This is a genomic window from Streptomyces sp. SP18CS02, assembly GCF_036322365.1.
Lineage (GTDB): Bacteria > Actinomycetota > Actinomycetes > Streptomycetales > Streptomycetaceae > Streptomyces.
The window spans coordinates 493,891-508,912 of the sequence record NZ_JAQYXC010000294.1; the positions used below are offsets into that span (position 1 = coordinate 493,891).

11 protein-coding genes are annotated in these 15,022 nt (G+C 70.2%); 6 read left to right on the top strand and 5 right to left on the bottom strand.

Annotated elements, in window-relative coordinates:
* Nucleotides 1-49 precede the first annotated feature (49 nt).
* The 4 genes from PUR26_RS26530 to PUR26_RS26545 all read left to right on the top strand — a co-directional run bounded on the left by PUR26_RS26530 (nucleotide 50) and on the right by PUR26_RS26545 (nucleotide 4,581).
* Nucleotides 50-1,207 (top strand): acyl-CoA dehydrogenase, encoded by a 1,158-nt coding sequence (locus PUR26_RS26530; protein ID WP_329875779.1) that lies wholly within the window; start codon nucleotides 50-52, stop codon nucleotides 1,205-1,207.
* A gap of 860 nt (nucleotides 1,208-2,067) precedes the next feature.
* Entirely contained in the window at nucleotides 2,068-2,847 is a 780-nt protein-coding gene (locus PUR26_RS26535; protein ID WP_329875781.1) for a helix-turn-helix domain-containing protein, read from the top strand.
* Between the two features lie 655 nt (nucleotides 2,848-3,502).
* Nucleotides 3,503-4,375 (top strand): helix-turn-helix domain-containing protein, encoded by an 873-nt coding sequence (locus tag PUR26_RS26540; RefSeq protein ID WP_329875783.1) that lies wholly within the window; start codon nucleotides 3,503-3,505, stop codon nucleotides 4,373-4,375.
* Complete coding sequence (locus tag PUR26_RS26545) at nucleotides 4,372-4,581, top strand: DUF397 domain-containing protein (protein WP_329875785.1); 210 nt, start codon at nucleotides 4,372-4,374, stop codon at nucleotides 4,579-4,581. Before PUR26_RS26540 ends, PUR26_RS26545 begins: the two co-directional genes overlap by 4 nt.
* 311 nt (nucleotides 4,582-4,892) lie before the next feature.
* On the opposite strand, the gene PUR26_RS26550 is transcribed toward PUR26_RS26545, so the two are convergent.
* Nucleotides 4,893-6,137, bottom strand: coding sequence for an LCP family protein (locus PUR26_RS26550; protein ID WP_329875787.1), 1,245 nt, complete (start codon nucleotides 6,135-6,137; stop codon nucleotides 4,893-4,895).
* A 119-nt stretch (nucleotides 6,138-6,256) separates the two neighbouring features.
* On the opposite strand from PUR26_RS26550, the gene PUR26_RS26555 reads away from it, so the two are divergent.
* Nucleotides 6,257-6,802 (top strand): acyl-CoA thioesterase, encoded by a 546-nt coding sequence (locus PUR26_RS26555; RefSeq protein WP_329875789.1) that lies wholly within the window; start codon nucleotides 6,257-6,259, stop codon nucleotides 6,800-6,802.
* 94 nt (nucleotides 6,803-6,896) lie between these two features.
* On the opposite strand, the gene PUR26_RS26560 is transcribed toward PUR26_RS26555, so the two are convergent.
* Nucleotides 6,897-8,354: an LCP family protein gene (locus PUR26_RS26560; protein ID WP_443077173.1), complete on the bottom strand. Its 1,458-nt coding sequence runs from the start codon at nucleotides 8,352-8,354 to the stop codon at nucleotides 6,897-6,899.
* Between the two features lie 170 nt (nucleotides 8,355-8,524).
* Between PUR26_RS26560 and PUR26_RS26565 the strand changes: the two genes are divergently transcribed.
* On the top strand, nucleotides 8,525-9,550 hold the full coding sequence (locus PUR26_RS26565; protein ID WP_329875793.1) for a glycosyltransferase family 2 protein: 1,026 nt from the start codon (nucleotides 8,525-8,527) through the stop codon (nucleotides 9,548-9,550).
* Between the two features lie 235 nt (nucleotides 9,551-9,785).
* On the opposite strand, the gene PUR26_RS26570 is transcribed toward PUR26_RS26565, so the two are convergent.
* From PUR26_RS26570 to PUR26_RS26580, 3 genes are all read right to left on the bottom strand, one after another.
* On the bottom strand, nucleotides 9,786-11,516 hold the full coding sequence (locus tag PUR26_RS26570) for an LCP family protein (protein ID WP_329875795.1): 1,731 nt from the start codon (nucleotides 11,514-11,516) through the stop codon (nucleotides 9,786-9,788).
* 14 nt (nucleotides 11,517-11,530) lie between these two features.
* Nucleotides 11,531-13,336, bottom strand: a complete 1,806-nt coding sequence (locus PUR26_RS26575) for an LCP family protein (protein WP_329875797.1) — start codon at nucleotides 13,334-13,336, stop codon at nucleotides 11,531-11,533.
* A gap of 233 nt (nucleotides 13,337-13,569) precedes the next feature.
* A complete protein-coding gene (locus tag PUR26_RS26580; RefSeq protein WP_329875799.1) occupies nucleotides 13,570-14,901 on the bottom strand; it encodes an LCP family protein in 1,332 nt (443 codons plus the stop codon).
* Between the last annotated feature and the right edge of the window lie 121 nt (nucleotides 14,902-15,022).

A 15,022-nucleotide genomic window follows, 5' to 3' on the forward strand; every position in this document is an offset into this window, starting at 1 on the left:
ATCAGGGTTACTTAACGGTAGTTAGCAGAGCTCTGGGGAGTGAGAGACCTTGGCGGGAACGCCTGACTTCGATCTGTACCGCCCGTCCGAAGAGCACGACATGCTCCGGGACACCGTCCGCTCGCTCGCCGAGGCCAAGATCCTTCCGTTCGCCGCCGCGGTGGACGAGGAGGCCCGCTTCCCGCAGGAGGCGCTGGACGCCCTGGTCGCCTCCGACCTCCACGCGGTCCATGTCCCCGAGTCCTACGGCGGCGCGGGCGCCGACGCGCTCGCGACGGTGATCGTCATCGAGGAGGTGGCCCGCGTCTGCGCGTCGTCCTCCCTGATCCCGGCCGTGAACAAGCTCGGCTCGCTCCCGGTGATCCTCTCCGGTTCCGAGGAGCTGAAGAAGAAGTACCTGGGCCCGCTCGCCAAGGGCGACGCGATGTTCTCGTACTGCCTCTCCGAGCCCGACGCCGGCTCGGACGCCGCGGGCATGAAGACCAAGGCCGTCCGGGACGGTGACTTCTGGGTGCTCAACGGCGTCAAGCGCTGGATCACCAACGCGGGCGTCTCCGACTACTACACGGTCATGGCCGTCACGGACCCGACCAAGCGCTCCAAGGGCATCTCGGCGTTCGTCGTCGAGAAGAGCGACGAGGGCGTCTCCTTCGGCGCGCCGGAGAAGAAGCTCGGCATCAAGGGCTCGCCGACCCGCGAGGTCTACCTCGACAACGTGCGCATCCCCGCCGACCGCATGATCGGCGAGGAGGGCACCGGCTTCGCCACGGCGATGAAGACCCTGGACCACACCCGCATCACCATCGCGGCCCAGGCCCTCGGTATCGCCCAGGGCGCCCTGGACTACGCCAAGGGCTACGTCCAGGAACGCAAGCAGTTCGGCAAGCCGATCGCCGACTTCCAGGGCATCCAGTTCATGCTCGCCGACATGGCGATGAAGATCTCCGCCGCCCGCGCCCTCACCTACCAGGCCGCCGCAGCCTCCGAGCGCGGCGACGCCGACCTCACCTACCTGGGCGCCGCGGCCAAGTGCTTCGCCTCCGACGTGGCCATGGAGGCCACCACGGACGCCGTCCAGCTGCTCGGCGGCTACGGATACACCCGCGACTACCCGGTCGAGCGCATGATGCGCGACGCCAAGATCACCCAGATCTACGAGGGTACGAACCAGGTGCAGCGGATCGTGATGGCCCGCAACCTGCCGTAGCAGGGTTTTCGCAGGTCAGCGGCCTTCTCCGGCGCTCCGGGAGCGGCGATCGGCTTCCGGTCCGTTCGGGCCCGTTCCGGGCTGTTCCCGGGCGTCACGCTGGGGAGATACTGGGCGGACACCGGCCGCGGAACGGGTGCTGACCCGCATGACGAGAAGGCCCCCGGCGTGCTGCCGGGGGCCTTCCGCATGGGCTGGGTCGGGCGACTTCGTCTCGCTCGGTGGGGCCGTCCGCGCCGGGGGTCAGCATGGTCGCGCCGGCAGCACGCCCGCGCGCTCGGCGCCTTCGAAGATGTAGGGACAGTGCTCGCGGAGCACATCCGTGCTGCTGTGGCCCGTCCAATCGGCCGCACCGTTGAACATGGCGCACATCGGTGGGGCGCAGGCCGACTGAATCGGGAAAGCCCGTCGCCCTGAAACACCTGGGCTTGGTCTCCCCGCACGGCGCGGACGAGGAGCGTGCCCGTGTCACCGGATGGCCCGGTGGTACCTGTGATTGCGGAGCCGGACATTCGCGTCGCTGACGGCGGAGTAGTCCCCACGCTGGTGCGCGGCCGACCGCTGCGCTGCCTGCTCTCCGCAGATCTCACAGCCCTCCACGGGGGTGGGCTGAAGTACTGGCATGGAGAGGATTACGGCTACTCCCGGACCCCCTCCGGGGGCTCCGTCGTTCTGGCTGGCCATCACTCTCCCTCTCGTCCGGTTGCCTGGTTCGTGAGGTAGATGTTCCTGCCGCCGGAAGGGGCAGAGCGACGACACTTCGGGCGTCACCTTGGCGTCACTCGACAGGGGCGTCAATGACACCCCCAGGGGTGTCAAACCGGTGTCACTGCAGGCGGGTTGGGTCTAGCTTTGACGTCATGACGCCGACCGCCGTGGTGCCGAATAATGTGCTGCGGGCCGTGCGTATCGGCCTGCGCTTAAGTCAGGACGACTTTGCCAAGGCCCTGCGCCGGGCAGGGGCAGAGCTGGGAGAACCCAACGAGGCGTCGAAGCGTCTGGTACAGCGCTGGGAGTCAGGTACGAGCAAGACACCTCGAGGCGTCTACGCGAGGGCGTTAGAGCGGGTCACGGGCCGTCCTGTCGAGGCCCTGGGGTTTTCCCTGCCCATGCCGATGGCGAGAGTCCACGCAGACGGGACAGGAGGGCACGACATGGATAGAGGGGCAGAGGGTGTCACCTCCGCCGCGGTAGGGGCACAGTCGGCTGCGCAGACCGTCGAGGAGACGTTCTCAGGGGTATGGCTCAGCCGGTACGAGTTCTACTCGTCCAGCCGGGGAGACACGTACGAGGGCAAGCACTACATGGTGATCGTCCAGCACGGCAACCGGCTGACCGCTCAGAGCCTGCCGGGGGCATCCTCGAACCCGGACAGCCCGCTCACGCTGGACCTGACCGTGGACCGCAACGTGGTGACCGGGTCGTGGGTGGAGCAGACCGCTTCGGATGGCTACTACAACGGGGCCCGTTACCACGGGGCCATTCAGCTCCTGGTCGAGCCGACCGGCCGACGGATGACCGGGAAGTGGGTCGGCTTCGGGAAGGACTTCGACGTGAACACGGGGCCGTGGGAACTGCGGCTTGAGGACAAGTCCACGTCGAAGGCGACGCTGGAGCGGTACAGTCGCGCCCCCGAGTAGGGGCCGGACGGCAGCGATCCCGCGATCATGGGGGAATCCTGGGGTGACCCCTCTGCGACGGGTGTCCGTGCTGGTCAGGGCCGCGTGTTCCGTAAGCACCCAGATCTACGAAGCTACGAATCACGCGCAGCGGATCGTGATGGTCCGCAACCACCGTAGCGGCGTTTGTGCAGGTCACCGACTGTTCTCCGGGCTGCAGGCAGCCGCTGGCCCGTAGGGACGACGCAGCCCCCGGGGTGACGCCGAGGGCTGTTGTCGTACGCCCGTTCGGCGGCCTCTGACGCCTCCGTGGGGTCGACCGCCCCGGAACCGAAGAGGCCGGAAGCGCTCGCGGGTCAACTGCTTCCGCGCACGTTCCCGGACTTGCTGTAGTCGGCCAGGGTTTCCAGCCGGAACGCGGCTCGATGCTCCCGAGGGTGAGGTGCGCGGGTCAAACGATCACGGTTGACGGAACGGGAATCCGCGTCCCCGCGCGGCATCCACGCGCGCCCGCCGTGAGGGGAACGTCCGGTTCGGGTGATGTGGGCGTTCGTCGGGCCCGGGGTGGGCGGTTCGTGTTTACGCTGAGCGAAGCGGCGTACGCACGGACGGTGACCATTCCCGGGCGGCGCCGGGGCGTAAGCACGGTACGGACGCGGGCGGAAGCGGGTGTCGTATGGCGGATGCGATCGGCGGGGTTCACACGGCGGACGGCGGGGACGAGCCCGACCGGGACGTGGACCCGGAGGACGACTCGGGAGCGGTCGTCGCCGCGGTCGGCCGGCAGGTCAGGCTCTGGCGCGAGGCGGCCGGGATGCGTGCCGCGGAGCTGGGCGCGGCGATCGGGTACGGCGAGAACCTGGTCCACAAGGTCGAGGCCGGAAAGCGCATCCCGAGGCCGGAGTTCCTGGACCGGGCGGACGAGGCCCTGGGCGCGGGCGGCAAGTTGGCCGCGATGAAGAAGGACGTGGCGGAGGCCCGGTATCCCAAGAAGGTCCGCGATCTGGCCAAGTTGGAGCGGAACGCGGCAGAGCTCGGGGCTTACAGCAACCACAATCTGCATGGGCTGCTGCAGACCGAGGAGTACGCCCGTGCGCTGTACGAGATGCGGAGGCCGTCGTTCGGCCGGGACCAGGTCGATCGCTATGTCGCGGCCCGGATGTCGCGTCAGGAGGTCTTCGAGCGGCAGCCGTTGACCTCGCTCACGTTCGTCCTGGAAGAGGTGACCATCAGGCGCCCTCTCGGGGGCAGAATGGTTGCGCGCCGTCAGCTCGAACGCCTGCTGGAAGTCGGTCAGTTGCGCAACGTCGAGATCCAGGTGATGCCGAGCGACCGGGAGGACCACGCGGGGATGGGTGGTCAGTTCCAGCTGCTCAAGTTCGACGACGGCACCGCGGTGGCACACTGGGAGGGCCAGCTGTCCAACCGCCTGGTCTCCGACCCCAAGGAGATCCGGATCATCGAGCTGCGGTACGGAATCATCCGGGCCCAGGCTCTCACTCCACGGGAGTCTCTGGCCTTCATCGAGAAAGCGCTGGGAGAGACATGACCCGCAAGTCGTCGGGCGGCGAGGGCTCCGCCCTGCAGTGGTTCAAGAGCAGCTACAGCAGCAACGACGGCCCTGAGTGCGTCGAGGTCGCCGCGGCACCCGGTACGGTCCACGTCCGTGACTCCAAGGCCGCGCCGGGCGGCCCCCAGCTCGGTTTCGCGCCCACCGCGTGGGCGGACTTCGTGACGTACGCGTCCGGGAGCTGACGTCCCGGGACGGACGCGAGGCCCAGCGCGGAAAGGCCCCTTCCTGGACTCCGGGAAGGGGCCTTCCTGTTACGGCCATCGGGGTTCGCCGGATGCGCCGTCCGTCCGTCCGTCCGTCCGTCCGCCCGTCCGGTGGCCCGTTCGGTGGCCCGCCCAGGGAGGGCGGGGAGGGCGGGCCGGCCGCGTACCGAACCGGGTGAGAGCCGGCACCGCGCCCGGGAGTCGCTCGCTGTGTGCCACAGCGGCCGGACATGCCTCGAATTGACTCCGGCCGACCGCCCGCCTTGGCGGTGCGGCCCCCGACGCGGTTTTCACTTCCCCGTGACGGTGACCTTCTCGTCGTTCTGGATCTGCTGCACCAGCTGCTGGACCTTCGCCTTGTCCCAGGTCAGATTGCCGCCCCGGCTTCCGCTGATCGGGATGTTCATCGACGTTCCGTCACCGCCGCTGATGCCCTTCATCGCGAAGAACATCTCACCCAGGTCGAACAGGGACATGTCCTTGTCGACGATCAGCGTGTCCAGGCCCGCGCCCATGACCGGGTACAGCTTGAACGGGTTGAGGATCGTGCCCGGCGTCGCCGCCTGGCTCGCCAGCGCCGACAGGAACTTCTGCTGGTTCTTCGTGCGCGCCAGGTCCGACTCGGCGAAGGCGTACCGGGTCCGTACGAACGCCAGGGCCTGCTCGCCGTCGAGGGTCTGCTCGCCCGCCTGGAAGTCGGCGCCGGACTTCTTGTCCTTGAAGCCCTTCTCGATGTTCATGTCGACGCCGCCGAGCGCGTCCACGATGTTGGCGAAGCCCGCGAAGCCGATCTCCGCGTAGTGATCGATGCGCAGGCCCGTGTTGTGCTCGACGGTCCGCACCAGCAGCTCGGGGCCGTCCTCCGCGTACGCGGCGTTCAGCTTCACCCGGCGGCCCTGGGCCGGGAAGGTCTTGCCGGACTCGGAGCCCACGAAGGACGGGATCTCCACGTCCGAGTCACGGGGCAGGGAGATCATGGTGTTCCCGCTGCCGCAGGCCGCCATGATCATCATCGAGTCGGTGCGCTTGCCCTCGGCGGAGCCGGTGTGCAGCTTCTTCTTCTCCTCGGCCGACATGCCCTCACGGCTGTCGGAGCCGACGATCAGATACGTCGTGCAGTCGCCCTCCTTGGGGCGGTCGATGACCTTGGACAGATCGACGTCGCGGCGCATCTTGCCGTCGGCCCAGAAGTACGTACCGATGGAGGTGCCGAGGACGGCCACCACCAGCACGATGGAGCCGACCTTGATGCGACGGCGCCAGTCGGGGGCGGGGCGGGGGGTGCCGGCAGGTATCCGCGTACCGCCCTGGCCGCCGCCTCCGGGGGGCGCGCCGTAGACCTGGCCCGTGTTGTACCGGCTGTCGTACGCGGGTGCCTGCCCGTACCGGTCGTCGTACCCCTGTGACTGCTGCTGCGGGACCGCGGGGCGCTGTACATGGCGCATCACCCGCGCGCCCTCGGGCTGGGCGTCGGCGCTGCCGCGACCGTAGCGCCCGTCGCGGTCCTCGGTCCATCCATCAGGCCAGTCATTCATGCGGACCAGTGTGACGGTCGGGCCCGCGCGCCTCACAGGGTGGGGGGAAATTCGGTTCAGGGCTGTTGCGAAGCTGATGCAAATCGGGCTATGCCGGAGTCCGGCATATGGTGGAGGGCATGACAGATCAGGCCATCGAACAGGCCACGCTCGAAGGAAAGCCCACCGCGGCGTCCCGGACCACCCTCAGCCACATCATGACCGGCAGCGACACCAACCTCCTGGGTACGGTGCACGGCGGCGTGATCATGAAACTCGTGGACGACGCGGCGGGCGCCGTCGCCGGACGTCACTCCGGCGGGCCCGCGGTCACCGCGTCCATGGACGAGATGGTCTTCCTGGAGCCGGTCAGGGTCGGGGACCTGGTCCATGTGAAGGCCCAGGTCAACTGGACCGGACGGTCCTCGATGGAGGTCGGCGTCCGGGTGCTGGCCGAGCGCTGGAACGAGTCGACCCCGGCGACCCAGGTGGGCTCCGCCTACCTCGTCTTCGCGGCCGTCGACGCGGACGGCAAGCCGCGCATCGTGCCGCCGGTGATCCCGGAGACCGAGCGGGACAAGCGCCGCTACCAGGAGGCACAGATCCGGCGTACGCACCGCCTCGCCCGCCGGCGTGCGATCAAGGAGCTGCGTGATCAGCGCGCGGCGGAGGGCATCGACGACTGAGGCCGGGGAGCACGACGGGACCGGGGTCCGCGCCCCGGGCCCGCCCCGCCCGCTCCTCCCGACGGCCCGGCCCGGCGTCGCGTGGCCCCGGCTGCTACTCGCAGACCACCTGGTCCCCGGTGACCACCCCGAACTCGCCCTGGTAGGCCGTCTCCGCGCGGACCGGGAGGACCCCCCTGAAGTCCGGGCCCGCCGTCACCTTCAGGGTCGCGCCCTGCCCCTTGACCTGCCGTAGCTCGCAGCCCGGCAGCGCCGTGGCCAGCGACTTCGCCGACCGGTCCCAGCGCGGGTCGTACCAGACGATGGTGCGGGTGAGATCGCGCCGGGGCCAGTTGGCGGCCACCCGGGTCGTATTGAATCCGGTGGCCCGCAGCGCCGCGTCGACCCGCGCGCCCAGGCCGCGCAGCCGCGTCCCGTTGTAGACCTGCACCCGGATCTGCTGGGGCGAGACACCGACGAGCGTGCGGCGGGGACCGCTGCGCGGGGGGTGGGCGGCCAGCGGTCTGTCCTCCCGTACCGCGCGGAACAGCTTCTTCGCCTTCGCCGCGTCCCACTTCACCGTCGAGCCGAGGCCCTTGACCGGGAAGCTCGGGTCGCTGACCGGGACGGAGGCGAACTCGGACGACGCCGCGGTGAAGCCGCGCATCGCCCTGGCCAGGGACAGCATCTGCTCCGTGTCGAAGTCCTCGTCCGCCCGGACCGAACTCAGCATCGAGGTGACGACCTCCTGGAACCGCACCGGGTTCAGCAGGACGCCGTTGCCGGTGGCCCGGTCGATCAGCGCCGCCAGGAAGCGCTGCTGACGCTGCATGCGGCCGAGGTCGGAGGCGCCGTCGATATGGCGCGAGCGCACGTACTGGAGGGCCTGACCGCCGTCCAGCTCATGGGTGCCGGCCGTCAGGTCGAGGCCGGTGAACGGGTCCTTCATCGGCCTGGCCGTGCAGATCTCCACCCCGCCGACCGCGTCCACGGTCCGCATGAAGCTGGTGAAGTCGACCTCCAGGTAGTGGTCGATCTTCACGCCCGTCATGTGCTCCACCGTCCGCACGGTCAGGTTCGGCCCGCCCTCCGCGTACGCCGCGTTCAGCTTCACCGGGTGGGCGGCGTGGTGCTTTCCGGTGGTGCTGTCGGTGTGCTCGGGGATCTCGGCGTACGAGTCGCGGGGCAGGGACACCATGCTCGCCCGTTTCCGGTCCGCGGAGATGTGCACCAGCATGATCGTGTCGGTGCAGCGGCAGGGGGCTCCGCCGAGTCTGTACTTCTCCTTCTCCTCGGGCGTGATCCGGTCGCGGCCGTCGGTGCCGACGACCAGGACGTTCGTGCCGTGGCCCGGCTCGGGCCGGTTCTTCATGTCCCGGAACGGGTCCACCCGGCCGATCCCGGTGTCCAGGCTGGTCACCACCGCGTGCCCGATGCCGCCCGCGCCCAGGACCAGCATCGACAGGCCCGTCGCCACCCGCATGCCCCACCGCGGCCTCCGTCCGGCCGCCCGTCTCGGGCGCCCGGGAGCGGGCGGCCGGGGGCGGGCGGGGCGGCGGGGCGGCGTGGGCACGAAGGACACCTCCGCGGGCGGCTGGGGGGAATCCTGAGCACAGTAAGCCCATACGATCTGCGACCGGGCCCGCCGTCCGGGCGGCGCGCGACCGTGTCCCCCGTTCGCGGTAACGTGGCGCCCGAAACTGCTGTCTCCCTGGGGACGACCCCCGGACCTCCGAGGAACCCATGCCCCTGCCCCCCGTCTCCGTGATCATGCCGGTCCTCAATGAGGAGCGGCACCTGCGCGACTCGGTCCGCCACATCCTCGACCAGGAGTACGACGGCGAGATGGAGGTGGTGATCGCCCTCGGCCCGTCCACGGACCGTACGGACGAGATCGCCGCCGAGCTGGTCCGTGAGACCGCGTCCGACCCGCGCGCCCGGGTCCACACCGTGCCCAACCCCACGGGGCGCACGCCCGCCGCGCTGAACGCGGCGATCAAGGCGTCGCGCCACCCGATCGTGGTGCGGGTCGACGGACACGGCATGCTCTCGCCGAACTACATCGCGACGGCGGTCCGGCTGCTGGAGGAGACCGGCGCGCAGAACGTCGGCGGCATCATGCACGCCGAGGGCGAGAACGCCTGGGAGGACGCGGTCGCGGCCGCGATGACGTCGAGGATAGGTGTGGGCAACGCGGCCTTCCACACGGGCGGTGCCGCGGGCGAGGCGGAGACGGTCTACCTCGGCGTCTTCCGCCGCGAGGCGCTGGAGCAGCAGGGCGGCTACAACGAGGAGTTCATCCGCGCCCAGGACTGGGAGCTGAACTTCCGCATCCGCGAGGCCGGCGGTCTGATCTGGTTCTCGCCCGAGCTGAAGGTCCGGTACCGGCCGCGGCCGAGCGTGCGCGCGCTGGCGAAGCAGTACAAGGACTACGGCCGCTGGCGCCATGTGGTCGCCCGCTACCACCAGGGCTCGATCAACCTGCGGTACCTGGCGCCGCCGACGGCGGTCTGCGCGATCGCGGCGGGTGTCGTCGTGGGCGCGGCCGTCTCGCCGGTGGGCTTCGTGATCCCGGCGGGCTATCTGGCCGCGATCGTCGCGGGTTCCGTCCCGGCGGGCAAGGGGCTGCCGCTGAAGGCGCGCGCCCAGATCCCGGTCGCGCTGGCGACGATGCACATGTCGTGGGGGTTCGGCTTCCTGACGAGCCCGCGCTCGCTGGCCCGCAAGGTCATCGCGAGCCGCCGCCCGGCGGTGCGGACCTCCGTCTGACACCGCGTTCCCGCCCCGCCCGTCCGTGACGGGCCGCGACAGCCCCGGCCGCACGACGCGTTCACGCGTCGGCCCGGGGCTGTCGCGTCAGGGCCGCCGGTCCGGGCGTCAGGCCCGCCGGTGCCGGCCCCGGGGCTGTCGCGTCAGGCCCGCCGGTGCCGGCTGCGCCTCCGGTCGCCGGTACGGGCGGGGGCCCGGGAGCGCGTCGCCCCCGGGCCCCCGACCCCGACCTCCGTCAGGACCAGGTGAAGCCCGGCTGGACCGGCATGCACGCGGTGGTGTCGTCGGCGGACAGGGGCTTGGCCGACGTCGGGGCCTTGTCCCCGGTCTTCGCGGCGGCCTTCGGGTAGGTGTCGCCCTCGCGCCAGTCCGCGCCCACGACGAGCGTGATGCGCTGGACCGCGGAGGACTTCTTCACCGAGGACGCCGGGACGCCCAGCGCCTTCGCGACGGCCTGGGCGTCACCCTCCAGGTCCGCGCTCGGGAACTGGACGACCGTCTTCGCCTGCGGATTGGTGGTGCTGTCCGCCTTGGCCCGGGTGTAGCCCTTCCCGGTCAGGACACCGGCGACCGACGTCGCGCGGCCCTTCGCCGACCCCAGCTGGTTGGTGAAGGTGCCGTTCTGCACCATGACCTCGATCTCGGCGGCCGGCGCGGCCGCGTCCTTCGACGCCGCGGGCGCCTTGCGCTTGGACGCCTTGCCGTCCAGCGGGATGTCCTCGCGGATCATCTCGAAGAGCTTGTCCGCGTCACCCGGCTGCGGCTCGACCTTCTCCTTGAAGCGGGTCGAGTAGAAGTTGGGCATCGTGGTCATGGTGATGCGGTCGGTCGGGACGCTCTTGAGCTCCTCGGCCAGTTCGTACAGCTTGGTGATCGTGTTGATCCCGGTGTCCACGGTGAGCGCGTCGGTCGCCGCCTCGGCCAGCTTGCGCAGCTTGATCGGGTCGGTGAGCTTGGTGTTCGCCCGCAGCTCCCGGACCATCGAGTTCATGTACATGTGCTGACCGCGCGTACGGGCGAGGTCGGTGCCGTCCATGAAGCCGTACCGGGTGCGCAGCCACTGGAGCGCCTGCTCGCCCTGGACCGGATGGGTGCCCGCGCGCAGTTTCAGGCCGGAGCCCTGGCCCTGGCGGTTGCGGGAGTGGATGTTCTGCTCCACGCAGACAGGTACACCGCCGATGGCGTCGGCCATCGACACCACGCCGGCGAAGTCGATCATCATGAAGTGGTCGATGGTGATGCCGGTCAACTCGTACCAGGTGGCGACCGTGCAGCCGGGGCCGCCGCGGCCCAGCGACTCGTTGGTCGGGGCGAACCGGCTCTCCTTGTAGACCTGGTGGGTCTTCGGGTCCTCGCACTCCGGGATCTTCACCACGGTGTCGCGCGGCATGCTGACCACCGAGATGTTGCTGCGGTCCGCGGAGAGGTGGACCAGCATCTGCACGTCCGCGAGCGGGGTGCCGTTGAACGTCTCCTTGGCCCCGCCCAGGTCCTGGTTCGCCTTGGTGTTGCGGGCGTCCGAGCCGATCAGCAGGATGTTCAGCGGTGTCTGCCCGGCGGCGTTCGCCTTGTGCTCGGCCATCTTGTTCTTGCCGAGGTTGAGCTTGTCCTTCTTGATGTTGCCGTTGAGGTGCTGGTAGTAGAGGTATCCGGCGCCGGCCGTCCCGAGTATCAGCAGCGAGAGCACCGAGGCGATCCAGCGGAATATCCGCCGTTTGCCGCTCTTCGCGCCCTGGCCGCCTCCGGCTCTTCGGCGCCTGCCGTCCCGGGGACGGCTCCCGCCGCCCGGACCGGACCCCGCGCCCGGACGCCCCTCGCCCCGCCCGCCCTCCGCCGCGTCCGCCTTCGCGTCCGCGTCCTCGCCGTAGAAGCTGTCGTCCCAGCCCCGTTCGCGGGCGTGCGGTACGCGATCCCGCGTACCCTCCCCCCGCACGCTGCTCTGTCCCACCCCAGGTCCCCCTGTCATTCAGGCTGTGCCCGTCACTTCGCGCACACCTGCTTGTCGGCCTCAACCTTCTGCACACCCTCCGGCGCCTTCGCCGGACCGGTGATGGGCACCCCCGCGCCCTTGAAGTCACCGCCGAGGGTAAGCGTCATCGCCTGGAGCCCCTCCGCGTCCTTCGTTCCCTGCTTCAGCGCCGTGGCGGGCAGACCCATCAGGTCGGCCAGCTTGCGCGCCTGGTCGGCCTGGTTGGGCGCGAACTCCAGCGTCGTCTTGGCGATCTTCTGCGGGGCGTTGCTCATGTTCGTCGACTTGCCGACGCCCTGCTCGTTCTGCAGCCAGTTGAGCGTGGCCTGCGCCGCGCCCTGCTTGCCGCTGCCGTTGAACACGTCCACGCGTACGTCCGACGCCTGCGCCCGCGCGCCCTTCAACAGCGCCGCCTGGGCGTTCTTGGCGTCCTTCTCCTTCTCCTTCACCTCGGTGAGCGAGGTGTCGGAGCGCATCATCGCGAACAGCGGCTCGGCCGTGGCCTCGTCGAGGACGACCGTCGCCTTGACCCGCTCGGCGGGGTTGTCGCGCACCGGCACGGTCGCGAAGGTGATGTTCTTGGTGTCGATCTTGCTGAGCTCCCCGGCGAGTTCGGTGAGCTTCTTGATGCTCCCTATGCCGGAGTCGACCGTCAGCGCCTTCGTCGCGGCCTCCGCGAGGCCGTACATCTTGGTCGGGCTCGTCAGCGTCTCGTCCGACTTCATCTGACGGATCATCGAGCTGAGGAACTGCTGCTGCACCTTGATCCGGTCCAGGTCGCTCTGGTTCCCGAAGCTGTGCCGGGTACGGACGAAGGCCAGCGCCTGCTCGCCCTCGATCTTGGACGGCCCGGCGGGCAGGTCGAGGTGCGAGTCGGGGTCCTTGACGGGCTTGGCCAGGCAGACGTCGACACCGCCGACCGCCGTGGTCAGCTCCTTGACCGCGTTGAAGTCGGCCATCATGAAGTGGTCGACGGTCAGCCCGGTGAGCTCCTTGACCGTACGCATGGTGCAGCCCGGGTCGCGGCCGCTCTGGCCGAGGCTGATGTTGAACCGGACGCCCGACTGCCCCGGAACGACCTTGCTCGAACCGTCCGGCTGCTTCGTCGGGCAGTCCGGGATGTCCGTGATCATGTCGCGCGGGATGGAGAGCGCGGTCGCGTTCGTCCGGTCCTTCGAGACGTGGAAGAGGATCGTGGTGTCGGCGTGACCGGGGCTGTTCCTGTCGCCGTAGCCCTCGTTGCCCGCACCGGTCCGCTTGTCCGTACCGATGACCAGGATGTTGACCGCCTGGTCCTTCTTGAAGCCGCCGCTGCCCGCGCCCGAGACGTCGACCGTGTTCAGGTTCCCGTCGAAGTGCGCGTAGAGCGCGTACGCGCCGACGCCCGCGGCGACCACCACGAAGGCCGTCACCCCGCCCGTCCAGACCAGGGCCTTCTTCTTTCTGGACTTCTGCGGCTTGCGCTTGCGACGGCCGGCCGCCGCCTGTGCGCCGTCGCCCGCGCCCGGGCCGTCCGTGCTCCCGGGGGCGCGCCGCCTGCGCTGGCCGGGCACCTCCGCGGTGCGGCCGCGCGAGGGGGGGGAACCGGAAGGGCCCGAAGGCGCGGACCCCGAAGGGGCCGGGGCGGCCGACGCCGCGGAGGAAGCCGGGGACGCCTGCGCGGGCGTTCTGGAAGCGGTGCTGCGACGCCGGCCCGAACCGGACGACTTCCCTGCGGATTGGTCCAGTCGCAGTTCGTAATTACCGGTCTGCGGGTTGAGCACCCACTGGTCGGCGGGGTCGATATCGTCCGCCCGTCCACGGCTGTGCGCGTCCACGGTTGCTTGAGTCCTCCGTCGGTGCCACGCGAGGCGCCTCCCCCGTCAGGCGCTCGGTCTTTCGATCCTTGAGTGCTCCATGAGTGCGCGACCACGAGGTCGGGAGCACCGGATCGCGTCACACTATCCGCCCAGTTCAGCGCGGGGCGACGTCCGTGACAAATTCCACGCCCCTTACAACCGGGCATTCCGCTCAATCTCCATAGACTGCCTCCCCCTGTTCGGATATTGCTTTACTCGCAGCTACCGTCGGCGGCGTTCGTGCCGGCGAAAGTCGGCGTCGCCGAAGGGCTCGCCGAGGCGTCCGCGTCGGGTTCGCTGCGCGACGCGTCGTTCGGGACCACCACCACGGGCGCGTCGTCGCGCAGCCGCTTGAAGAGGCGTCCCGCCTGCGGCTGCACGAGCTCGTCGCGGTTCGGATCGGCGCTGTAGGGCCGTCGGGGCACCGTCAGGAACTGCACCTTCTCCGTCGGCACGCTTCGCATCGCGCGCGCCAGGTAGTAGAGGTCCTTCAGCGAACCGAGCCCCGGGTCGGTGGTGATGGACCTGGTCGCCGCGTCCAGGACCGGGTAGAGCCGCGCCGGGTTGAGCAGGACGCCGTTGCTCTGCACCTTGCTGACCAGCGCGCCGAGGAACTGCTGCTGGCGGTCCATGCGTTCGGTGTCGCTGCCGTTCCCGAGGGACTTGCGGGCCCGTACGTAGCCCAGCGCCTGCTCGCCGTGGAGGGTCTGCGGCCCGGCCTTGAGGTCGATCCGCGCGTCCGCGTCCTTGACGGGCTCCCGGACGCAGACCCGCACACCGCCGACGGCGTCCACCATGTCCTTGAAGCCCCGGAAGTCGATCACCATGTGGTGATCGACGCGGACGCCGGTGAGCTTCTCCAGGGTCCGGATCGTGCACGCCGTACCACCGGCCTCGAACGCCGAGTTGAACTGCACGAACCGCGCCGCGGTGCGCGTCCCGTCGGGCTTGAGGCAGCTCGGATGCTGCACCATCAGATCGCGGGGGACCGAGACGGCCGTCGCACTCGCGCCGTTGGCCGCCAGGTGCACCAGGATCGTGGTGTCGGAGCGCTGGGTGCCCTTGTCGCGGCCGTACTCGGCGTTCCCCTCGCCCGCGCGGGTGTCGGAGCCGATCATCAGGATGTTGCGGGCGCCGCGCACGAGGGAGGCGGGGCGCTCCCGCTCGTACCGCTCCAGCTCGGCGGCGGCGCTGTGGTCGGTGGTGATGTTGGCGTCGAGCTTGCGGTAGAGCCACCAGCCGCCACCGGCCGCCGCGAGCACCACGACGGAGGAGCCGAGAGCGGTCCAACGCAGCCATGAGCGCCTGCGGTTGCCGTCGGCTCCCGCCCGCCCGGCTGCTCCGGCCGCCCCGCCCTCGCCGGACCGCTTCCCGTCCGCGGACCGCTTCCCATCCGGGGGCCGCTTCCGGCCCCGGCCGGACTTCGCCCTGCCCCGCCGGGACTCCCCGCCGCCTTCGCCGGCCCTCGCCCCACCGTCGACGGACGCCGTGTCGTCCCCGTCCGGAATGTCCGGCCCGGTGGGCGTATCAGCACTGTCCGTCACGTCTGGGTCCGTCCCTCGTGCCTGCTCGGCGTCGGCGCGCGCCCGGCGGCCGTTCGCAGGAGTAGACGGCCGAACCGGACGCTTGGTTGTCCGCAGCGCGGTCCTTGACGCCGATCATCCA